Annotated in this window: 17 protein-coding genes; 8 read left to right on the top strand and 9 right to left on the bottom strand. The window is 71.1% G+C overall.

Annotated elements, in window-relative coordinates:
* Positions 1 to 5 precede the first annotated feature (5 nt).
* A complete protein-coding gene (locus ACZ4XX_RS05860) occupies positions 6 to 587 on the bottom strand; it encodes a carbonic anhydrase (protein WP_468506710.1) in 582 nt (193 codons plus the stop codon).
* A 69-nt stretch (positions 588 to 656) separates the two neighbouring features.
* Positions 657 to 1,037, bottom strand: coding sequence for a hypothetical protein (locus ACZ4XX_RS05865; protein ID WP_468506711.1), 381 nt, complete (start codon positions 1,035 to 1,037; stop codon positions 657 to 659).
* Positions 1,038 to 1,703: 666 nt separating this feature from the next.
* Here ACZ4XX_RS05865 and ACZ4XX_RS05870 point away from each other — a divergent pair.
* The 4 genes from ACZ4XX_RS05870 to mmsB are packed head-to-tail and all read left to right on the top strand — an operon-like array spanning position 1,704 to position 6,591.
* Positions 1,704 to 2,687 (top strand): hypothetical protein, encoded by a 984-nt coding sequence (locus ACZ4XX_RS05870; RefSeq protein ID WP_468506712.1) that lies wholly within the window; start codon positions 1,704 to 1,706, stop codon positions 2,685 to 2,687.
* A gap of 5 nt (positions 2,688 to 2,692) precedes the next feature.
* Positions 2,693 to 3,802 carry a multiple monosaccharide ABC transporter substrate-binding protein gene (gene chvE, locus ACZ4XX_RS05875; RefSeq protein ID WP_468506713.1) on the top strand — a complete coding sequence of 370 codons (1,110 nt, stop codon included), beginning with the start codon at positions 2,693 to 2,695 and terminating at the stop codon, positions 3,800 to 3,802.
* A gap of 31 nt (positions 3,803 to 3,833) precedes the next feature.
* Entirely contained in the window at positions 3,834 to 5,381 is a 1,548-nt protein-coding gene (gene mmsA, locus ACZ4XX_RS05880) for a multiple monosaccharide ABC transporter ATP-binding protein (protein WP_468506781.1), read from the top strand.
* The gene (gene mmsB, locus ACZ4XX_RS05885; protein ID WP_468506714.1) at positions 5,371 to 6,591 is read left to right on the top strand and encodes a multiple monosaccharide ABC transporter permease; all 1,221 of its coding nucleotides are present in this window, start codon (positions 5,371 to 5,373) and stop codon (positions 6,589 to 6,591) included. The genes mmsA and mmsB overlap by 11 nt, the downstream gene beginning before the upstream one ends.
* A gap of 67 nt (positions 6,592 to 6,658) precedes the next feature.
* On the opposite strand, the gene ACZ4XX_RS05890 is transcribed toward mmsB, so the two are convergent.
* The 4 genes from ACZ4XX_RS05890 to ACZ4XX_RS05905 are packed head-to-tail and all read right to left on the bottom strand — an operon-like array spanning position 6,659 to position 12,136.
* Positions 6,659 to 9,037: a beta-xylosidase/alpha-l-arabinosidase gene (locus ACZ4XX_RS05890; RefSeq protein WP_468506715.1), complete on the bottom strand. Its 2,379-nt coding sequence runs from the start codon at positions 9,035 to 9,037 to the stop codon at positions 6,659 to 6,661.
* Between the two features lie 8 nt (positions 9,038 to 9,045).
* Entirely contained in the window at positions 9,046 to 9,864 is an 819-nt protein-coding gene (locus ACZ4XX_RS05895) for a carbohydrate ABC transporter permease (protein ID WP_468506716.1), read from the bottom strand.
* Positions 9,864 to 10,811 (bottom strand): carbohydrate ABC transporter permease, encoded by a 948-nt coding sequence (locus ACZ4XX_RS05900; protein ID WP_468506717.1) that lies wholly within the window; start codon positions 10,809 to 10,811, stop codon positions 9,864 to 9,866. Before ACZ4XX_RS05900 ends, ACZ4XX_RS05895 begins: the two co-directional genes overlap by 1 nt.
* A 17-nt stretch (positions 10,812 to 10,828) precedes the next feature.
* Positions 10,829 to 12,136: an ABC transporter substrate-binding protein gene (locus ACZ4XX_RS05905; RefSeq protein WP_468506718.1), complete on the bottom strand. Its 1,308-nt coding sequence runs from the start codon at positions 12,134 to 12,136 to the stop codon at positions 10,829 to 10,831.
* A gap of 152 nt (positions 12,137 to 12,288) precedes the next feature.
* On the opposite strand from ACZ4XX_RS05905, the gene ACZ4XX_RS05910 reads away from it, so the two are divergent.
* Entirely contained in the window at positions 12,289 to 13,302 is a 1,014-nt protein-coding gene (locus ACZ4XX_RS05910; RefSeq protein WP_468506719.1) for a LacI family DNA-binding transcriptional regulator, read from the top strand.
* A gap of 18 nt (positions 13,303 to 13,320) precedes the next feature.
* Here the strand turns inward: ACZ4XX_RS05910 and ACZ4XX_RS05915 are convergent, their stop codons facing one another.
* Positions 13,321 to 14,415: a mechanosensitive ion channel family protein gene (locus ACZ4XX_RS05915; protein ID WP_468506720.1), complete on the bottom strand. Its 1,095-nt coding sequence runs from the start codon at positions 14,413 to 14,415 to the stop codon at positions 13,321 to 13,323.
* A gap of 161 nt (positions 14,416 to 14,576) precedes the next feature.
* On the opposite strand from ACZ4XX_RS05915, the gene ACZ4XX_RS05920 reads away from it, so the two are divergent.
* Positions 14,577 to 14,801, top strand: coding sequence for a DUF6458 family protein (locus tag ACZ4XX_RS05920; RefSeq protein WP_468506721.1), 225 nt, complete (start codon positions 14,577 to 14,579; stop codon positions 14,799 to 14,801).
* Positions 14,802 to 14,988: 187 nt separating this feature from the next.
* On the opposite strand, the gene ACZ4XX_RS05925 is transcribed toward ACZ4XX_RS05920, so the two are convergent.
* Positions 14,989 to 16,887, bottom strand: coding sequence for a cellulase family glycosylhydrolase (locus tag ACZ4XX_RS05925; protein ID WP_468506722.1), 1,899 nt, complete (start codon positions 16,885 to 16,887; stop codon positions 14,989 to 14,991).
* A 213-nt stretch (positions 16,888 to 17,100) separates the two neighbouring features.
* Between ACZ4XX_RS05925 and ACZ4XX_RS05930 the strand changes: the two genes are divergently transcribed.
* Positions 17,101 to 18,042, top strand: coding sequence for a RimK family alpha-L-glutamate ligase (locus tag ACZ4XX_RS05930; RefSeq protein WP_468506723.1), 942 nt, complete (start codon positions 17,101 to 17,103; stop codon positions 18,040 to 18,042).
* 33 nt (positions 18,043 to 18,075) lie between these two features.
* On the opposite strand, the gene ACZ4XX_RS05935 is transcribed toward ACZ4XX_RS05930, so the two are convergent.
* Positions 18,076 to 19,104 carry a hypothetical protein gene (locus ACZ4XX_RS05935; protein WP_468506724.1) on the bottom strand — a complete coding sequence of 343 codons (1,029 nt, stop codon included), beginning with the start codon at positions 19,102 to 19,104 and terminating at the stop codon, positions 18,076 to 18,078.
* A gap of 300 nt (positions 19,105 to 19,404) precedes the next feature.
* Between ACZ4XX_RS05935 and ACZ4XX_RS05940 the strand changes: the two genes are divergently transcribed.
* Complete coding sequence (locus ACZ4XX_RS05940; RefSeq protein ID WP_468506725.1) at positions 19,405 to 20,898, top strand: tetratricopeptide repeat protein; 1,494 nt, start codon at positions 19,405 to 19,407, stop codon at positions 20,896 to 20,898.
* Positions 20,899 to 20,910 lie beyond the last annotated feature (12 nt).

The raw sequence follows: 20,910 nt of genomic DNA on the forward strand, positions 1-20,910 counted from the left end.
CCCGGTCACAGCGCCTCGAAGGCGTCGGCCTCGGGGCGGTACTCCAGGACGGCGCCGGTGTGCACCTCGTAGTACCAGCCGTGCAGCCGGAGGAGGCCGTTCGCCAGCCTCCGTTCGACGCACGGGTAGGAGCGCAGGCGGAGCAGCTGGGTGAGGACGTGGCCGTGGACGGCGTCGGTGACGGCCGGGTCGTCGGGCCGGCCCGGGGCCCCGTCGGGAGCCGCGTGGGCGAGCCAGTCCCGCACGGCGGGCACGTCGCTCAGGTCCTCGCCGCGGACGAGGGCGCCCACCGCGCCGCAGTGGGAATGGCCGCAGACGACGAGGTCCTCGACGCCGAGGACCTCGACCGCGTACTCGATCGTGGCGGCCTCCCCGCTGGGGTTGCCGGTGTCGTACGGGGGCACGATGCCGCCCGCCGTGCGCAGCTCGAAGAGCTGGCCCGGCCGGGCGCCGGTGATCAGGGCGGGTACGACCCTGGAGTCGGAGCAGGTGACGAAGAGGACGGCCGGGGACTGGCCCGCGGCGTGCGGGGCGAACTCCTCAGGGCGCTGTCCGAATCGGCGGGCGTGGTCGACGAGGGGCTGCATGAATGTTTCCTCCTGGCGCGCCGTGAGGGCGCGTCGGGCTGACAGGTCGGCGCAGGGTGGTGCGGCCTGTCAGCAGAGGAACACCTGGAGGGCGGAGGCGTCGTGTGCGGCGAGGGGTCTCGGCCGGGTGTCCGGGTCGACGGTACGGCCGGCCGGCGGGTCCGTGACCGGTGCGGTGCGGGTGACGAGCGGCGGCGGGCCGGGAGGGCCCGCGGCCGCGGTGCCGGCCCGCCGCCGGTCGCGGTGGAGGACGGAGCCCCTGGGGGCATCGGTCTCGCCGCTCCCGGCGTATGCGGACTCGTACGTCGCGGCCGCAGCGGCCTGTTGGGCGCGGGGCTGTTCGAGCTGGGGCGAGGGGCCGGCGGAGGCGGGCAGGACGAAGGTGCCGCAGACGAGGGCGAGGACGAGAAGAAGGGTCGCGCGCAGAGTCGCGGATGTACGGACGGACATCGACGAGAACGCTCCTCCCGCTGGTCGCACCATCATCAGAATTCACCAAAGCAAGCCCAAGCTTGAGTCAACGAAGGGTAATACGCCCATGTGAACAGCACCCTGCGACACCCGTGCTGTACGAGCGTTTTCGAATGGAATCAGCCTGAAGTTGACGCGAACGACAGGGTCGGAGCGGTCGGCCGTGCAAGGCCGGCGACGCTCGCGACCCGGCGGCCGCCCCGTCCTCCGGGGCGGGTCCGTCGCGTTCGGCCGCTCGCGCCCTGGCGGACCGTCACCGTCCGGCCTCGGGCTGCGCGACCTCTTGACGCACCTCGTGCCGCCTCCCTACTGTCACGCCAGAATTTCGAACGGCTGACGAAATATCGAACGAGCAGCAAGGGGCAACTGCTGTGCGCATCACGGGCATCAGCACGCATGTCGTCGACACGGCCCGGCCGATCGAACCGCCGCTCCCGGTCACGCGCGAGTGCGGCGACCCGTAGACCGAGCGCGAGCCCGGAGTCCGAGCGCGAGCCCGGAGTCCGAGCGCGAGCCCGGACTCCGAGCCCGAGCCCCGACTCCGAGCCCGAGCCTCGGCCCCAACCCCGTCCTTGCCCAAGGCCGGGGAGGCCTGTGCCCACCACTTCGAACCATGTCCGGTATATCGAACATGAAGGACGGTCCGTGACCGACGTTTCCTCCCCGGCCTCCCGCCGGCCCGCCGAGCACGCGCTCGCCGCGCTCGGCCTCGGGGCGCCCGCTCCGGCACCCGCCGACGCCTCGCCGCACACCTTTCCCGGCGGCGGCCGCTGGCGCACCGAGATTCCGTCCTGCGAGGGCTACGAGGCGCTGACCGTGGTCCTGGCGGAGGCCGAGCGGCTCGACGTGCCGGTACACCGGATCAGCCAGGGCAGCGGCGTCTGGATGCTGACCGACGCGGAGATCGCCGACATGGTCGCCGCGACCACCGAACGCGCCGTCGAGCTCTGCCTGTTCACCGGCCCGCGCGGCACCTGGGACATCGGCGGCTCGGTGCGCACCGACTCGCGGGGGGCCGGACCGCGTGCGCGGGGCCACGACGCCGTCGCCGGCTGCGTCGAGGACGCCGTCCGCGCCACCGAACTCGGCGTGAAGTGCCTGCTCGTCGCCGACGAGGGTGTGCTGTGGACGCTGCACCGGGCGCGCCTCAAGGGCCTCGTCCCTGCGGACACCACGTTCAAGGTCTCCGCGCTGATCGGCCCGGTCAACCCCGCCTCGTACGCGGTGTACGAAGGTCTCGGCGCCGACTCGATCAACGTGCCGAGCGATCTGACGCTCGATCATCTCACCGGCATCCGGCGGGTCTCCGCGGCGCCCATGGACCTGTACATCGAGGCGCCCGACGACCTCGGCGGCCATGTGCGGATGTACGAGGTCGCCGAGCTGATCCGGCGCGGCGCACCGCTCTACCTGAAGTTCGGCCTGTCCAGGGCTCCCGGTATCTACCCCTACGGCCACCACCTTCGGACCCTCGCCCTGGACACCGCCAGGGAGCGGGTGCGGCGCGGCCGCCTTGCCCTGGACCTGCTCGCCCGGCACGGCGCGGACGGTGCGATGGCGCCGCTCGGCTCCCGGCTGCCGGGGTCCCTGAATCGCTTCGATCTCAACGACGAGAAGAACGAGGACTGATGACCATGCGCAATCGCCGAGCCGTCGTGACCGGCGCCCTGGCCCTGACCGCCTCCCTCGCGCTCGCAGCCTGCGGGCAGAACGCCGAGGGCGGCGGCAAGGACGCCTCGGAAGGTGCCGAGGGTGCCACCATCGGCATCGCGATGCCGACCCAGTCCTCCGAGCGGTGGATCGCGGACGGCAAGAACGTCGTCGGGAACCTGGAGGCGAAGGGGTACAGGACGAGGCTGGTCTTCGGCGAGGACGACCCGGACCAGCAGGTCGCCCAGATCGAGAACCTGATCACGCAGGGCGTGAAGGCGCTCGTCGTCGCCGCGATCGACAACAAGTCCCTGAACAACGTGCTCCAGCAGGCCGCCGACGCGGACATCCCGGTCATCGCCTACGACCGGCTGATCCTGGGCTCGAAGAACGTCGACTACTACGCCTCCTTCGACAACACGAAGGTCGGGGAGCTGCAGGCCACCTACATCGTCGAGAGGCTCGGCCTGAAGGACGGTGCGAAGAAGGGGCCCTTCCGCATCGAACTGTTCGCCGGCTCCAACGACGACAACAACACCAAGTACTTCTTCGACGGCGCCATGAGCGTGCTGAAGCCGTACATCGACAAGAAGCAGCTGGTCGTCGGATCCGGCCAGACCGCCCTCAACCAGGTGACCACCCTGCGCTGGGACGGTGGCCAGGCGCAGCGGCGGATGGACGACATCCTCACCTCCACGTACAAGACCGAGCGGGTCGACGCGGTGCTCTCGCCGTACGACGGCATCTCGATCGGCATCCTGTCCGCGCTCAAGTCCGACGACTACGGCTCGAAGTCCAAGCCGCTGCCGGTGGTCACCGGCCAGGACGCCGAGCTGGCCTCGGTGAAGTCGATCATCGCGAGCGAGCAGACCCAGACCGTCTACAAGGACACCAGGGAGCTCGCGAAGGTCGCCGCGAACATGGTCGACGCGGTGCTGCACGACAGGAAGCCGGAGGTCAACGACGAGAAGACGTACGACAACGGCAGCAAGGTGGTCCCCTCCTACCTGCTCCAGCCGGTGAGCGTCGACAAGGCCAACTACGAGCAGGTGCTGGTCGGCGGCGGCTACTACACCGCCGGTGACCTGAAGTAGCCGGGAGGGGGCGACCATGACGGGACCCGTCCTGGAGATGCGTTCGATCGGCAAGACCTTCCCCGGAGTCCGGGCGCTCGCGGATGTCACGCTGACGGTCCGGCGGGGCGAGGTCCATGCCCTGTGCGGCGAGAACGGCGCCGGCAAGTCGACCTTGATGAAGGTCCTCTCCGGCGTCCACGCGCACGGCAGTTACGAGGGGGAGATCCTCTTCGAGGGGGCGGCCTGCCGCTTCCGGGACATCCGGGCGAGCGAGCGGCTCGGCATCGTGATCATCCATCAGGAACTGGCGCTCGTGCCGTACCTGTCCATCGCCGAGAACATCTTCCTCGGCAACGAACGGGCGGCGCGCGGGATCGTCAGCTGGAACGAGACGCTGAGGGAGGCGGCCCGGCTGATGCGCCGGGTCGGCCTCGACGAGCACCCGCAGACCCGCGTCGCGGACATCGGCGTCGGCAAGCAGCAACTCGTGGAGATCGCCAAGGCGCTGTCCAAGGAGGTGAAGCTGCTCGTCCTGGACGAGCCCACCGCCGCCCTCAACGACGATGACAGTGCGCAACTCCTGAATCTCATGGGGGAGTTGAAGGAGCAGGGCATCACCTCGATCATCATCTCGCACAAGCTGGGCGAGATCCGGCGGGTCGCCGACACCGTCACGGTCCTGCGCGACGGCCGGACCGTCGAGACGCTCGACGTGGCGGATCCGGCCACCACAGAGGACCGCATGATCAGCGGCATGATCGGCCGGGACCTCGACCACCGTTTCCCCGACCGCACGCCGTACGCGGGGGAGCCGGGCACCGCCCCGGCCCTGGAGATCCGCGACTGGACCGTGTTCCACCCGATCGACCGGCGGCGCAAGGTCGTCGACGGGGTGTCGCTGTCGGTCCGGCGCGGCGAGATCGTCGGTCTCGCGGGCCTCATGGGCGCGGGCCGTACCGAACTCGCGATGAGTGTGTTCGGCCGCTCGTACGGGCGGTACGGGGGTGGCACGGTCCTCAAGGGCGGCGAGGCGATCCGCACCCGCAGCGTCCCGGAGGCGGTCGCGCACGGCATCGCGTACGTCACCGAGGACCGCAAGCACTACGGGCTGAACCTCATCGACACCATCGGGCGGAACATCTCGCTCAGCGCGCTCGGCAAGGTCGCCCGGCGGGGCGTGGTCGACGCCCACCGGGAACGCAGGGTCGCCGAGGGGTTCCGCACCTCCATGAACATCAAGGCGCCCACCGTCTTCGAGCCGGTGGGCCGGCTCTCCGGCGGCAACCAGCAGAAGGTCGTCCTCAGCAAGTGGATCTTCGCCGGTCCGGACGTGCTGATCCTGGACGAGCCGACCCGCGGCATCGACGTCGGCGCCAAGTACGAGATCTACACGGTGATAGACCGGCTGGCGGCCGAGGGCAGGGCGGTGATCGTCATCTCCTCCGAACTGCCCGAACTGCTCGGCATGTGCGACCGGATCTACACCATGTCCGCGGGCCGGCTCACCGGCGAGGTGCCCCGCTCCGAGGCGACGCAGGACGTGCTGATGCGCCACATGACCAGGGAAGACACGAGGGAGAACGACGATGAGCGCTGACGTCACGGCCGAGAAGCCGGTGTCCCGCCCGGCCGGGCGCACCGCCCGGCCGCTGCTCGACGGCATGCGCCGCAACATGCGCCAGTACGGCATGCTGATCGCGCTCGGCGTCATCGTGGCGCTGTTCGCGGTGTGGACCGGCGGCGACCTGCTGCTGCCGCGCAACGTGTCCAACCTGGTGCTGCAGAACAGCTACATCCTGATCCTCGCGATCGGCATGATGATCGTCATCGTGGCCGGGCACATCGACCTGTCGGTCGGCTCGATCACCGCGTTCGTCGGCGGTGTGGCGGCCGTGCTCATGGTCCAGCACGACCTGCCATGGCCCGTCGCCGCGCTGCTGTGCCTGGCCATCGGCGCCGTCGCGGGGGCAGCGCAGGGCCTGCTCATCGCCTACGCGGGGATGCCGTCGTTCATCGTCACGCTCGCCGGAATGCTGGTCTTCCGCGGCCTGACCGAGGTCTTCCTGGAGGGCCGGACACTCGGCCCGTTCCCCGACGGCCTGCAGAAGCTCGCCAACGGCTTCCTGCCCGAGGTGGGCCCCAGGACCAATTACCACAACCTGACCCTGGTGCTCGGCCTCGTACTGATCGCCGTGGTGATCCGGCAGGAGGTCCGCGACCGCCGTCGGCAGAGCGCGTACGCCCTGGAGGTGCTGCCGGCCGGACTGTTCGCGGTGAAGCTCGCCGCGCTGACGGCCTCGATCCTCGTCTTCACGCTGCTGCTCGCCAGCTACAAGGGCGCGCCGGTGGTGCTGCTGATCCTGGCGGCGCTCCTGGTCGGCTTCGGCTACCTCATGCGCAACGCGGTCGTCGGCCGCCATGTGTACGCCATCGGCGGCAACCTGCCGGCGGCGAAGCTGTCCGGCGTCCGGGACCGGAAGGTCACCTTCCTGGTCTTCCTCAACATGGGCATGCTGGCGGCGCTGGCAGGCCTGGTCTTCGCGGCCCGTTTCAACGCCGCCTCCCCGAAGGCCGGCCTCAACTTCGAACTGGAGGCCATCGCCGCCTCGTTCATCGGCGGCGCCTCGATGAGCGGCGGCGTCGGCACCGTGCTCGGCGCGATCATCGGCGGGCTCGTGCTCGGCGTGCTGAACAACGGCATGAACCTCGTCGGCATCGGTACCGACTGGCAGCAGGTCATCAAGGGACTCGTCCTGCTGGCGGCCGTCGGTTTCGACGTGTGGAACAAGCGGAGGGCCGGCGCGTAGGCCCGGGCGACCACCCGGACGGCGGCGACCACCCGGCCGGTGCGGTCGGGTGGTCGCGTGCGTCCGGTCAGCGTCCGGCGTGCCGGAGGACCTCGAAGTCGGCGTGCAGGCGCCGGTGGTGGTCGACCTGCCGCACGGGACCCGTCAGCGTCACCCGGGCGGTCAGCCGCGGCTCCGTACTGGACGCGCCGAGCCGCAGCTCCAGCTCGCCCGGTTCCACGACGCGCTTCCCGGCCCTGCCGGTGAACGACGCCAGGTCCGCGGGGACGACCGAGCGGATCCTGGCCCTCCGGCCGGGGGACAGGTCGACCCGTACGTACCCGACGAGTCTCTGCACGGGCTGGACCACGGAGGCCACCGGGTCGTGCAGATACAGCTGGACGAGTTCGGTTCCGGCGCGTTCGCCGGTGTTGGCCACGGTGAGGGCGAGCGTCACTTCCCCGTCCGTGGGGACCTCGGTGTCCTCGACGACCAGGTCGCTCCATTCGAAGGTGGTGTAGGTGAGGCCGTGCCCGAAGCCGAAGGCCGGGGCCGGGTCGATGCTGGAGACCTCACTGCCGTGGCCGAGGCGCGAGGCCAGATAGGTGGACGGCTGGGCGCCGGGGTGGCGCGGCACGCTGACCGGCAGCCGGCCGCTCGGGCCGGTCCGTCCGCTGAGGACGGAGGCGAGGGCGGCCGTTCCGGCCTCGCCGGGGAAGAAGGACTGCAGGACGGCCGCGGACTCGTCGGCCGCACGGCCGAGCGCGTAGGGCCGGCCGGCCAGCAGGGTCGTCACCACCGGTGTCCCGGTGTCGAGGAGGGCGTCCAGCAGCCGGCTCTGCGCGCCGGGGAGGACGAGGGACTCGGCGTCGCAGCCCTCGCCGCTGGTGCCCCGCCCGAACAGCCCCGCTCGGTCGCCGAGGGCCGCCACGACGACATCGGCGCCGCGGGCGATGTCGAGGGCCTCGGCGAACCCCTCGGTACCGTCGTCGTCGATGCCGGTGCCCCGCGCCACGAGGACCTCGGCGCCGGGGAACTCGGCCGCGAGGGCCTCGCGCAGGGTGGGCAGGGCAATGCCGACGGGGACGTCGGGGTGCTGTCCGCCGACGTGGACGGGGAAGGAGTAGCAGCCGAGGACGGCCGTGGGCGCCTCGGAGTTGGGCCCGATCAGGGCGATCCGGCGGGGAGTACGCGGGTCCAGGGGCAGGATCCCGTCGTTGCGGAGCAGCACGACGGCCTGCTCGGCGATGCGGCCGGCCAGCGCCCGGTTGACGGCCGGGTCCAGGTCGATCGTGCCGCGGAGGGTCTCGGGGCCGGCCGTGGTGTCGGCCTCGCGCAGTGCCGGGGGGACCGGGCTCCAGTCGGGGTCGAGCAGCCCGAGCCGGGTCTTCTGCAGCAGGACCCTTCGGACCGCGCGGTCCACCAGCGCTTCGGGTACGTGTCCCTCCCGGACCGCGTCCAGGAGCGGGGCACCGAAGGCCTTGACGGTGGGCAGTTCCACGTCGACGCCGGCCGCGAGAGCCGCCCCGGCCGCCTCGCCGAACGTGCCGGCGACGCCGTGCAGGGTCTTCAGGAACGCGATCCCGAAGTAGTCGGCCACGACGGTGCCGGTGAATCCCCAGGTGTCCCGGAGGAGCCCGGTGAGCAGCCGGTCGTCGGCCGCCGAGGGAATGCCGTCGGTGTCGGTGTAGGCGTGCATCACCGACCGGACGCCGGTCTCCCGGACGGCCATCTCGAACGGGGGCAGGATCACGTCGGCCAGCTCCCTGGCGCCCATGCCGACCGGGGCGAGGTTGCGGCCGGCCCGGGAGGCGGAGTAGCCGGCGAAGTGCTTGAGGGTGGCGACGACCCCGGCGGACTCGAGCCCCTGGACGTAGGCGGTGGCGATCGTCCCGACGAGGTACGGGTCCTCGCCGATGGTCTCCTCGACGCGCCCCCAGCGTGCGTCGCGGACGACGTCGAGGACGGGGGCGAGCCCCTGGTGCACGCCGACGGCCCGCATGTCGCGGCCGATGGCGGCAGCCATCTCCCGTACGAGCGCCGGGTCGAAGGTGGCTCCCCACGAGAGGGGGACGGGGTAGGCGGTGGCGCCCCAGGCCGCGAAGCCCGCGAGGCACTCCTCGTGGGCGACGGCCGGGATGCCGAAGCGGTTGGCGGCGGTGATCCGGGCCTGCGTACGCATCAGCGAGAGGGCGCCGAGGGCGGGGTCGACGGGCACGGTTCCGAAGGGCCGGGTGAGCTGGCCGAGGCCGTCGGGCAGCAGCTCGTCGAGGTCGACCGGGGCCTCCATGTCGTGCTGGTGCGGCGCGACCTCGGCGCCCTCGTCGGAGGCGCCGACCCAGACGCCGAAGAGCTGGGCGACCTTCTCCTTCAGGGTCATCTCGCGGATCAGCGCGTCCACGCGGGCTTCCGCGCTCAGAGCGGGGTCGCGCCAGGCGCGGTACAGGGCTTGGGGCTGTGTGGCCACGGTGCCGGTCACTTTCCTCCGACCCCCATCAGACCCTGGACCAGGGCGCGACGGGCGAACAGATAGACGAGCAGGATGGGGAGCATGGACAGGACGACGGCCGAGAGGAGACCGGGGATGTCGACGCCGTGTTCCGTCTGGAAGTCGTAGAGGCCCATGGTGATGACCTTGTTCTCCGAGGACTGCGTGAGGACGAGGGGGAACAGGAAGCCGTTCCACGCCTGGAGCGAGGCGAAGACGACGATGGTGGAGAGGCCGCTCCTCGACAGGGGCAGCACCAGCCGGACGAAGATCCTCCAGGGGGAGGCCCCGTCGACGGTCATGGCCTCGTACAGCTCGGGAGTGATGTCCCGCATGACGCCGGAGAGGATCAGGGCGCAGACGGGCATGGCGAAGGCGGCGGTCGGCAGGATGACGCCGAGGAGGTTGTCGTAGAGGCCGGCCTCGTTGATGAGGTAGAACATCGGGACGATGACGGCCTGGGACGGGATGGCGAGCCCCAGCAGGAAGAGCCGGAAGATCCGGCCGGTGGCCTTGCCGTCGCTGCGCACGATGGCGTACGCGAGGGGCGGTACGAGGAGCAGGACGATGCCGACCACGCACACGGTGACGACGACCGTGTTGAGGAGGTACTGCGCGAAGCCGTCGGTGAGGTCGTCGACGTAGTTGTCGAGGGTGAAGCGCTCGGGGAGGGCCAGCGGGCCGTTCTCCGCGTAGTCCCTTCGGGACTGGAACGTGGCGACCAGCATGACGTACAGCGGCAGGCCGACCACGAACAGCCAGACCAGCGAGCCGAGTCCGGCCAGGTAGTTGGGGCGGTCCCTCATCACACGCCCTCCATGGTGCTGCGCATCCTGTCGTATCCGGTGAGGCGCACCATGGCCAGGGAGACGAGAGTGGCGACGAGGACGAGGAGGAGCGCGATCGCGGAGGCCCCTCCGAAGTCGAAGCTCTTGAAGGCCTTCTGGTACATGTAGTAGGCGCTGTTCGTGGTGTCGGTGCCGGGCCCGCCCTGGGTGAGGATCAACACGGTGTCGAAGGTCGTGAGCCCGCCGACCACCATCAGGATCACCGAGGTGACGACCGTGTTGCGCAGCTGCGGCAGGGTGATGTGGAAGAACTGGCGGACCGTGCCCGCGCCGTCGATCCGGGCGGCCTCGTAGAGGACCCCCGGGACGGCCCGCGCCGCGCCCTGGTAGATCAGCGTGTGCAGGGGCGTGAACTGCCAGGTGCTGACGAGGACGAGGACACCGATGGCGCCGGTCTGCGTGCCGAACAGGTTGCCGTCGCCGAAGAGCCACGTCACCTGTGAGGGGACCCCGAAGTTGGGGTCCAGCACGGCGCGCCACAGGACGGAGACCGCGGTGATGGACAGCAGGAGCGGGAGGAAGTAGACGGCGGAGAGCACGGCCCGGTTGCGCTGCCGGCCGGCGGCCCACACGCCGAGCAGGATGCTGATCGGGGTCTGGACGACGACGCCGAGCACGGTGAACACCAGGCTCAGCCAGAGGCTCTTCACCATCACGGGGTCGTCGAGCAGCCGGCTCCAGTTGTCCAGGCCCGCGAACTCCGGAGAACCGAGGCCGTTCCAGCGGGTGAAGGACAGCACGACGACCAGGAGGAGCGGTACGAGGGCGAACAGGCCGAAGAAGACGGCGGCGGGCGCCGCCCAGGCGATGCCCGGGCGGCCCACACCGGTCACGCGACCGACGGGCCGTCCGAGCCGGTCCGTCTTCCCGGTGCTGTCCACGGTGGGGACTGCGGCAGTGGTCATGTCAGGCGTTCCGGGGGTCAGGCCGCGGGCAGGGTCTGCATGGCGGCGATGAAGGCGTCGGGACCCGCCTGTCCGCTGAAGAACTGCTGGACGGCCTGGTGGATGGTGGTCGTGGCCGCCGGGGGATAGGCCTGGTCCCAGGAGAGCTGGAAGGCGGGGGCCTTCTTCACGAGGTCGTACTGGTAGGTCGAGTAGGCGGGGTTGGCGGAGCCGTCAAGGAACTTCGGGGTGTTGGTGGTGGTGGGCAGGTTGCCGATGCCGAGCTGCCCCTTGACGAACTCGTCCGAGTACATGAGCTTGAGGAACTCGGCGACGGCTTCGGGGTGTTCGGTGGTCTTCAGGACCGAGTAGAAGTTGTTGGTGTTGCCGGCGAGGTTGTCCGGGTCCCCCTTGCCGCCCTCGACGGTCGGGAAGGTGCCGTAGCCGAGGTCCTTCGTGACGAAGTCCGGATAGGCGTCCTGCAGGGTGGAGTACTCCCAGGACCCCATGAGTTCGAAGGCGGCCCTGCCGGTGGCGAGGAGGGCGGGGGAGCCGCCGTCGGTGAACTTGACCGAGTCGTAGTTGGTGCCGAAGGCGCCGGCGTCGATCAGCTCCTTGAGCATGCCGAGGGCCTTCCTGCTGTCGGCGCTCGCCCAGACGCCCTTGTCCCCGTTCACCGCCTTCTGGAAGAGGTCGGGGCCGGCCACCCGGTCGTAGACGTACTGGAACCACATCTGGGTCGGCCACTTGTCGCCGCCGCCGAGGGCGATGGGAGTGACGCCCTCGGCCTTGAGCGCCTTGACCGCGGTCAGGAGTTCGTCCCAGGTGCGTGGTGCCGCGACGCCGGCCTCCGCCAGGACCTTCTTGTTGTGGAACAGCAGGACCGGCTGCGTGCCGCGCATCGGTATGCCGTACGGCTTGCCGTCGACGACCGCGGTGTCGAAGACCGACGGCAGGAACCGGGAGCGCAGGCCGGGGTCCTTGGCGATGAAGTCGTCGAGCGGCATCAGGAGGCCCGCGTCGACGTAGGGCTTGATGCTGCCGCCGCCCCAGTTGAAGAAGACGTCGGGCGCCTGCTTGCCGCTGATGATCGTCTGCAGCTTGGACTGGTAGTCGGCGCCGGGGACGGTGTCGAGGACCGCCTTGACCTTCGACGTCTTGTTGAAGGTGTCGACGAGCTGCTTCTCCACCTTGTTGGTGGCGTCGCCGTAGACCAGGACGTGGATCTCGGCCGAGCCGCCTCCGGCGGAGTCCCCCGAGCCGCCGCAGGCTGCCAGGGACAGCGCCATGGCCAGCGACGCTCCACCGGCGACAGCAGTTCTGAGGAGCCGTACGTGACGCTTCATCGCCTCACCTTTCGAAAGAGTTTCGCTCGTGTTGGCGAAACTTCACTGCCGACGGACGCTAAAGTTGACGTGGCGAACCGGTCAACCCTCCGGTGAGGGGTTATCAAAGCGTGACCATGTCGAGGCGCAGAGCGGTGCTTTATGCTGCTCAGATGCGAGATGACGAGGAGAGCAGGCGAATCACGCTGGCAGAGGTGGCTCAGCAGGCCGGGGTGTCACTTTCGACAGTTTCGAAAGTCCTCAACGGCCGACAGGACGTATCGTCGGCCACCCGCGTCAAGGTGGAGCAGCTCCTCGAAGCGCACTCGTACCGGCGGACCACCCGCGTCGCCAGGGAGGCGCCCCTCATCGAACTCGTCTTCCACGAGCTCGACAGCGTGTGGTCCATGGAGCTGATCCGCGGGGTGGAGAACCTCGCCAAGGCCCACCGGGCGAGCGTCGTGCTGACCGAGAGCGGCACCCGCCACGCCCCGGCACCGGAGTGGATCGAAGGCGTGCTGCAGCGCCGGCCGATCGGCGTGGTCCTGGTGTTCTCCTCGCTCCCCGACGCCGTCAAGCGACAGCTCGACGCGCGGTCGATCCCCTTCGTGATCGTCGACCCGGCGGGCGACCCCGAACCCGACGTGCCGTCCGTCGGTTCGGCGAACTGGTCCGGCGGCGTCGCCGCGACCCGTCACCTCATCGACCTAGGGCACCGCCGCATCGCCATCATCACCGGCCCCGAGGACATGCTGTGTTCCCTGGCCCGGCTCGACGGCTACCGGTCCGCGCTGAACATGGCCGGCCTCGTCCACGACACGTCCCTGGTCCGGTTCGGCGACTTCCACGTCGAAGGCGGATACGAGCGGGCCATGGAGCTGTTGCGGCTGCCGGAACCACCCACCGCGGTCTTCGCCGGAAGCGATCTGCAGGCGCTCGGCGTCATGGAGGCGGCCCGGGTGTGCGGGCTCCGCGTTCCCGAGGACCTGTCCGTCGTCGGCTACGACGACGTGATGATCGCGCGTTGGTCGAGCCCGCCCCTCACCACGATCCACCAGCCGCTGCGCGAGATGGGAGAGGAAGCGGTGCAGATGCTGCTCCGCCTGCGCGCCGGGGAGCCCGCGGTGACCCGCATGGAGCTCGCGACCAGCCTCGTCGTCAGAAAGAGCACCGCCCCACCGGCGTAGCGTGTCCGGGCCCTGTCGTCACACTTCCGCCCGCCCCGGGCGACGGGAGTGGGGCGACAGGATCCGGTCGGCGTCGGCCGCGGGAGCCGTGACGACCTTGGGAAGGGCCCCCGGGTGCTCCCGCGCGAGCCAGCCGACGAGTTCCTCCCGTACCGCGCACCGGGTCGTCCACAGGTCGTCGGGGTCCTTGGCGGTCACGATCGCCCGCACCGTGATGCCGGTCGGCGAGGTGTCGGTGACGGCGAGGTCCCAGCCCCGCCCGTCCCACGTGCCGCACGTGGTGAGGAACTTCTCGAGGTGCGCCCGTGCGAGCGCGACCGGTGTCGTGTGGTCGCAGTGCACGAACACCGAGCCCGTCATCTCCGCGCCGCCGCGCGACCAGTTCTCGAACGGCCGCGAGGTGAAGTACGAGACGGGGAGCGTGACGCGACGCTCGTCCCAGGTCCGGACCGTGAGGAAGGTGAGCGTCACCTCCTCCACGACACCCCATTCGCCGTCCACGACGACGGTGTCACCGATGCGGACCATGTCGCCGAACGCGATCTGGAAGCCGGCGAAGAGGTTGCTCAGCGTCGACTGGGCCGCCACACCGGCCACGATGCCGATGATGCCCGCGGAGGCGAGCAGGGACGTGCCGAGGGTGCGGAACGAGGGGAAGGTGACGAGTGCCGCGGCAGCGGCGAGCACCCCGACGGCGACGGACACCACCCGCATGATCAGCGTGACCTGGGTACGGACCCGGCGGAGCCGGGCGGCGTCGCGTGACCGCCCGGCGTACCGCGCGTACGAGGACTCGACGACGGCCGCGACCGTCCGTACCGTCAGCCAGGCTCCGCCGCCGATCAGGCACAACAGCAGGACGCGGCTCACCGCCTCCGCATGCTCTTCGAGCGGCCCCCGCCCCGGGGCCGCCACCGGGTAGGTCCATCTGAGCAGGGCGGCCAGCACGACGACGTACAGCGGTGTACGGCAGCGGCGCAGCAGCCCCCACAGCGGCGTCTCCGGATGCCGCGCGTCGGCGAACCGTGCCAGCAGGTCCGCCGCTCGGCAGACGACGAAGGCCGCCAGCGCCGAGCCGCCGACGGAGATCGCCAGACGAATCACGCTCTCCATGTGCTCCCCATCGGTGAGTCGAACAGGTTCGTCCGGTTCGCCTCACCGCCGTCGAGCACGCCAAACATCCGGTGTCCTCGGCCCCGTCCTACCGACGTCGAGAGGGTGAGCGTCACGGACCGGGGTACGCGAGGAACATCCGACCCCACAAGGGAGGAACCATGGGTCTGGGAATCTGCATCGTCCTGATCGCCGTCGGAGCCGTACTCGCCTTCGCGTCCGACTGGGAGGTCGAGGCGGTCGACCTCGATCTGGTGGGGCTGATCCTCATGGCCGTCGGGATCATCGGCACCGCCGTGTACACAAGCATCCTGCGCCGCCGCCGGGTTGTCGTTCCCCCGGTCGCCCCGACGGTGACCGAGGACGAGCGGCGAGGCCTGCGCTGACACGGAAGGCGGAGCTTGCCGGGCGCCCGGCGGCGAGGGCGTCGCCGCCTGCGTGCGGCGGCGCCCTGAGCCGTACCTGCGTGCCGCCGACGCGGGGGTGCGGCGGACACCGGACGTGTTCGCCCGGTTCCCGCCGCACCCTGCCGGCCGTGGTCCGTCAGACAGCCTGACTACGGCCGACCGGCCCTCACAGGGACCGGCAGAGGAGGGCGGCGGGCTTGTTGCCCCTCGCCCAGGCGCCGCTGTGCGCGACACCGGCCGCGTACTCGTCGCTGCCGCACTGCCCCTTGTAGGTGCCGAGTGCGAACTCTCCTCCGGGGGCGCCGGCGGGACGGTTGTCGCCGCGGTCGAACCAGAGCGTGCGGCCGGTCTTCGGCAGGGCCCGGGCGGCCTCGGAGCACAGCACGGCGGACACGGCCCGGCCGCGGAGGCTGTAGCCGACCATGAACTGGTTCGTGGGGCACTGGAACTTGGTGTAGCCGCCGGCCCAGTCGCCGTCGGCGACGTACCGCTCGTCGGTCACGACGGTGAACGCGCCGGCGGGTGCGGCGAGTCCGCGGGTTCCGGTGTCGGTGCACAGACCGCGTCCGCCGTCGTGGGAGAGCCCGACGATCCGCTGACCGTCGGGGCAGGCCGTCTTGCGGGCGCCGTGGTCCCAGTCGCCCTTCGCGCGGACGCGGAGGGACTGGACGAAGTCGGCGTGGTCCGTGGTGAGCATGTCCCAGGAGTCGGCGACGGGTACGGCGCCGGCCCTGCCGGGGGCGTCGACGAGCCGCTGCCAGTGCGGGGTGCGCCAGTCGTCGCCGTCGAGGATGCCGGAGCGCCGTCCCTGGTCGTCATAGTCCAGCAGCTTCCAGCGTCCGTGGCCGGTGAAGCCGACGGCCGGCCAGTACGCGAAGTCGACGTCGTGGTCGACGAGGTAGTCGACGAAGTTCGCGAACCAGGTCCGGCCCTGCGGGTCGGTCTCGTCGGCGCCGATGCCGAACTCGCTGATCCAGACCGGCGCGGTGTAGTGCCGCCGGGTGTCGTCGGCGACGAAGAGGGCCTGACGCCGCAGGGTCTGGAAGAGCTCTTCACGGGGGAGCTCCTGGTAGCGCCAGTCGCTGGTCTCGCCCGTGCCGGTCGCGCCGGTGTGGTGGGGTCCGGTGTAGCCGTAGAAGTGGGCCGAGTAGACGAGCTTGTTCGAGGCGACCAGAGTGTGCGACAGCTCGCGGGCCGGTTCGAGGGTGGGCCGCCCGTGCGGGGTGAGATCGGTGGGTATGCCCTGCCAGTTGATGCCCTCGACGATGACGAGGAGGTCGGGATCGGCCTCGGTGAGCAGCCGGTCGGCGACCCGCTGGGAGGCGGCCCACCAGTCGTGGTCGTTGCCCCAGCCCCAGTTGGCGTCGTCCGTGACCGTGCGGCGGACCTCGTTGTAGAGGTCGGCGCCGACGACGCGCTTGTCGTCCTTGTAGCGCTTGGCGAGGAAGAGCCAGTCGGCCTCCCACTGCGCGGTGGACTGGCTGGTGTTCCAGCGCTCGTTGCCGTCCAGCCCGCAGCACCAACGCGAGGTGTTGGTGTGGTTGTTGAGGATGACCGCGAAACCCTCCGCGGTGGTCGCCTCGATCACCGCGTCGAAGACCTGGAGCGGGGTCCTGCCCCTGAGGCCCGGGTTGGCCGCGACGGCGGCGTCCGGCACGGCCCGCTGGTCGTGCAGCATCTCGTTGGAGAACGGCAGCCGGACGCTGTTGGCGCCGAGCCGGTGGAAGTCGGCGAGGATGGTGGCGAGCGGCACCCGGTCGAGGCCCAGGGGCACCTGGTCGGACTTCTCGGCGTCGTGATGACCGGCGGGGTCGTTCACGTCTCCGGTGCCGTTGTACGAGCCCTGGGCACCGTGCCAGTTGACGGACTTGAGCTTGAAGCGGTCGCCGTTGGCGTCCACGACGTAGCGGCCGCGGGTGCTGAGCGGCGGCTGCCAGCTCTCGGCGAGCAGGGAGCCGGCGGACGAGGGAGCGGGCGCCTCCGCGCGGGCCGGTGCGGCGGTGGCCGGTGCCCCGGAGACGATGAGGGCTGCGGCGAGCGCGACCCCCAGCAGTGACTTTTTCATGACGGCCTTCGGTGGGGGACGGGTGGGAGCCGTGCCGCAGCATGTTCGCGTAAACACGCGCGGCTTGCAAGACTCTCGTACCCACAAGTAACCGTCGTCCGTGCTTCGTTGCCGGCGGTTCGCCGTCGTGACCGTCGCCGCGGCAGGCGGCGGGCGCGCGCCCTATCATCTGTCGGGACCGGCAGGAGGGCACCCGCGGACGAAGGGACCGGCATGTCGTCGGGGAGCGAAGCACGGGCCTGGCTGCTGCTGTGCCCCGGACTCGACCGGGACGCGAAGGGTGCCGTCGGTGGCAGAGACCCGGGTCCGGTCACGTGTGCGCTCATGGCCGCCTTCGCCGCGGAGCTCGGGCACCGGGCCGCGGTCGTCCACAGCAGTCGGCTGGTGCTCGGCGTGGAGGGCGGACGGCTCACGCTCGCCGACACCGCCGGACGACCCGTCCCCGCGCCGGCCGTGGCCTACGCCCGCCTGTCGACGCCGCGGCTGTCGGCCGACCGGGAAGTCACCCTGCTGCGCCACCTGACCATGATGGGCACTCGGCTGATCAACCCCGCCGAGGCGGTCCTCGCCGCGGTGAACAAGTTCTGGCAGCTGCAACAGCTCACCGCCGCAGGCATCCCCGTCCCCGACACCCGCACCCACACCGACGCGCCCCTGACGCACGTCCTCGATGCCGGTGCACCGCAGCCGTGCGTGGTGAAAGCCGTGCGCGGCCACCGTGGCCGACGGGTCTTCCTCGCCGCCGACGACAAGGGGCTGCGAGCCGTGGCGGGCAGCCTGGACGACCGGCATCCCTATCTCCTGCAGCGGTACGTCGCCCACTCCCACGGCCGGGACCTGCGCGTCATCGTGGTCGACCGCAGGGCCGTGGCCGCCGCCGTGCGCGAAGCCGGTGACGACCGACTCGTCTCCAACCTGGCGCAGGGCGGGACCCACACCGTCTGCACCGGCCGGTATCCGGACGCGGAGGCACTGGCCGTCGCAGCGGCGGACGCCATCGGCATCGGTGTCGCCGGCGTCGATCTCCTCTTCGAGGCCGATGGTTCCTTCACCGTGTGCGAGGTCAACTGCAATCCCACCTGGCGCCCCGACATGCCCGGCATCGCCGAGGCCGTCGCCGTCGCCTGCCGCACCCTTCTCGAAGCAGCGGGCTGAGCGCCGCCGCGTCCGGCGTACGACGGGAGCGCGTCAGCGTCGCAACGCCGTGCGGAGCGTGAGTCCGTGGTCGCGCCGCAGCCGGTACAGCTCCCAGCACGACAGGGCCGTCACCGTGACGGGAGCACCGAGAATGAAGATCGTCCGGACGCCCGCCGGCACCTGGGGGTAGCTTCCGGTGAGCACATCCAGGAGAGCCATCTCCCACACCAGGACACCGGCGAGGATCGGCGGCAGCACCTCGTGGATGTCTGCGGTGCGGAACACGTGCACCAGGGACAGCCCGATGCCGTAGAGCGCGAAGCCGAGGGACCACAGGAACAGCACGACCATGATGATCCTGCCGGGAAGCCCCACGGCGTCCCGCAGTCCCGCGAACTCCGGTGCCATGACGAGGGCGGAGGTGCCCATGGACGCCATGATGGCCAGCACCGAGCCGAGGGGGCGCAGGGTCCTGCGCAGGTACTCCCGGCGCAGGCCGCCCCGTGCGGCTGCCACGAACGCGCCGACCACGACGGGGAAGGTGCAGACGAGAAGCAGGACGTTGGTCCAGCTCTGGTCGAGGCGTTCGCTCGCCACGCCCTGGACGTCGGCGGCGCTCGCGATGGCGTTGTAGGTGACCATCAGGCCCACCCAGGCGGCGAGCCCCAGCCCGGTCCGCCACAGCTGGAGCTTGCGGACCTCCGGGTCGTCGACGATCCCGGGGCGCGAGGGACGGAAGGTCCGCTGGGCGGCGTACAGGGGGTTGTAGAGGCCGCGCAGGATGTTCCGTGCCCGCGAGGGCACCGCGCGCGGCGGGACCGGTCCGAAGGCCGGCGGGTACGGGTGTCCCGGCGGCGGGCCGGACTGCGGGTACGGGTAGGCCGACGGAGGGCCGGACTGCGGGTACGGGTATCCCGGTGGCGGGCCGGACTGCGCGTACGGATAGCCCCGCGGGGGACCGGGCTGGGCGTGCGGGTGTCCCTGCGGGGGCGTCGGCGGCGCGTGGGGGTGTCCCTGTGGCGGGTACCCGCCGCCGCTGCCCGCCCCGTCGCCGTACCCACCGCTGCCGTACCCGCTCATTCCACGTACCCCCGATGTCCTGCCCGTTCGAACCCAGGCATCCTAGGTCCTGCCGCGCGCGTCGGGCCCCGCGCGCGTCGCCGACGTCGCCCTCGCGGCCCCGGGAAGGCGCCGCGTCCGACCCCGTCCGGGCCGACAGCGCGCCGCCCGTGAAACGGCGAGGCAGATCATGGCACTTCGCCGGGGCACGCATGTCCGGGTGGCGCCGGACGCGTCGGTGGTGGCTTCATGAGGGGTGCGGTGGCATGCGTGCCGCCGTGCTTCGCGTACCACCCCGCCGACGCGCAGAGGTGATCTCCGATGGTGACAGACCGGTACGGCAACCCGTTGCACGGGTGCACCCAGGAGACGGCCGCCCACCTGGACAGAGCCGTCGAGTCCCTGCTCCACTTCAGCCCCGAGGTGGAGCAGGCGGTCGACGACGCTCTCGAAAGCGCGCCGACCTCACCTGTCGCCCAGTCCTTCGCCGCCTACCTGGGGGCGTTGGGCACCGAGCCGGGCGACGCCCTCGCCGCGCGGCGGCGGTTCGACCGGTACGCGGCCGGCGTGGACGCCTCCTCCCTTCCCCTGCGGGAGCGCCTGCACGTCGCCGCGGCCGGGGCGTGGCTGGCCGGAGACCTGCGCCGGGCCGGCGGGCTGCTGGAGGAGCTGTCCCTGGTGTGCCCGAGGGACGCGCTCGCCCTGGCCGTGGGGCACCAGCTGGACTTCTTCACCGGCGACTCGGTCCGCCTGCGCGACCGCATCGGCGGAGCCCTCTCGGCCTGGGACACCGCCGATCCCCACCGTGGCCTGGTGCTGGGCATGTACGCGTTCGGGCTTGAGGAGTCGGGCCACTACCGCCTGGCCGAGGAGGCGGGGCTCGCCGCGGTCGAGCAGAACCCTCGCGACGTCTGGGCCATCCACGCCGTGGTACACACCTACGAGATGCAGGGGCGGGTGTCGGAAGGCATCGGCTACCTCGACGCGCGCCGCGACGACTGGGCGCGGGGCAACTACCTCAACGTCCACAACTGGTGGCACTACGCCCTGTACGCCTTGGAGGCGGGGGACACCGGCACCGCTCTGAGCATCTACGACGCGGCCCTGCACAACGACGCGTCGGCCGGTCTGGCCATGGAACTGCTGGACGCCGCAGCACTGTTGTGGCGGATCGGACTCGCGGGAGGGGAGTCCGGTCCCCGCTGCGGGGTGCTGGCCGACGCGTGGGCCTCACGAGCCGATCCCCCCTTCTACGCGTTCAACGACGTCCACGCCGTCATGTCCTACGTGGGTGCCGGGCGGATCGAGGAGGCGGAGCGGCTCGTCGCCGACCGACGGCGATGGCTCGCCGAGGGGGGTCCGGACACCGTCACCAACCGGCGGATGACCGCGGACATCGGCCTGCCCGCGTGCGAGGCGCTGGTGGCACACGGGCAGGGGAGGCACGCCGCCGTCGTGGAGCTCCTGTGGCCCCTCCGCCGCAGGCTGCACGAGTTCGGAGGCAGTCATGCGCAGCGCGACGCGCTCCAGAAGACCCTGATCGACTCCGCGCTCCGCTCCGGACGGCACGAACTGGCCCGCGTGCTCATCAGCGAGCGGATCGGGCTTCGGCCCGACAGCTCGTACAACTGGTCGGCTCGGGCCCGCCTCGCCGATGCCCTGGGCGACGCCGCCCTGGCCGCCGTCTCGCGTGACCGCGAGCGGGACGCGGCCGCGGCAGCGGCCGAGACGCTCCGGCCCTCGTCCCTCCGTCCCGACCCGGGCACGCCGTCCGGCGAAGGCGCCGCGCCCGGAGCCGGTTCCGTACCCCGGTGAACCACGGGGCGG

The organism is Streptomyces sp. NPDC029956 (assembly GCF_055574655.1).

Bases quoted from the DNA above. Each gene is read 5' to 3' on its own strand.
- ACZ4XX_RS05930 (WP_468506723.1), top strand. From the start codon at position 17,101: ATGTCGTCGGGGAGCGAAGCACGGGCCTGGCTGCTGCTGTGCCCCGGA.
- ACZ4XX_RS05935 (WP_468506724.1), bottom strand. From the start codon at position 19,104: ATGAGCGGGTACGGCAGCGGTGGGTACGGCGACGGGGCGGGCAGCGGC.
- ACZ4XX_RS05920 (WP_468506721.1), top strand. From the start codon at position 14,577: ATGGGTCTGGGAATCTGCATCGTCCTGATCGCCGTCGGAGCCGTACTC.
- ACZ4XX_RS05865 (WP_468506711.1), bottom strand. From the start codon at position 1,037: ATGTCCGTCCGTACATCCGCGACTCTGCGCGCGACCCTTCTTCTCGTC.
- chvE (WP_468506713.1), top strand. From the start codon at position 2,693: ATGCGCAATCGCCGAGCCGTCGTGACCGGCGCCCTGGCCCTGACCGCC.
- ACZ4XX_RS05895 (WP_468506716.1), bottom strand. From the start codon at position 9,864: ATGAGGGACCGCCCCAACTACCTGGCCGGACTCGGCTCGCTGGTCTGG.
- ACZ4XX_RS05915 (WP_468506720.1), bottom strand. From the start codon at position 14,415: ATGGAGAGCGTGATTCGTCTGGCGATCTCCGTCGGCGGCTCGGCGCTG.
- ACZ4XX_RS05905 (WP_468506718.1), bottom strand. From the start codon at position 12,136: ATGAAGCGTCACGTACGGCTCCTCAGAACTGCTGTCGCCGGTGGAGCG.
- ACZ4XX_RS05940 (WP_468506725.1), top strand. From the start codon at position 19,405: ATGGTGACAGACCGGTACGGCAACCCGTTGCACGGGTGCACCCAGGAG.
- ACZ4XX_RS05900 (WP_468506717.1), bottom strand. From the start codon at position 10,811: ATGACCACTGCCGCAGTCCCCACCGTGGACAGCACCGGGAAGACGGAC.
- mmsB (WP_468506714.1), top strand. From the start codon at position 5,371: ATGAGCGCTGACGTCACGGCCGAGAAGCCGGTGTCCCGCCCGGCCGGG.
- ACZ4XX_RS05860 (WP_468506710.1), bottom strand. From the start codon at position 587: ATGCAGCCCCTCGTCGACCACGCCCGCCGATTCGGACAGCGCCCTGAG.
- ACZ4XX_RS05925 (WP_468506722.1), bottom strand. From the start codon at position 16,887: ATGAAAAAGTCACTGCTGGGGGTCGCGCTCGCCGCAGCCCTCATCGTC.
- ACZ4XX_RS05910 (WP_468506719.1), top strand. From the start codon at position 12,289: ATGCGAGATGACGAGGAGAGCAGGCGAATCACGCTGGCAGAGGTGGCT.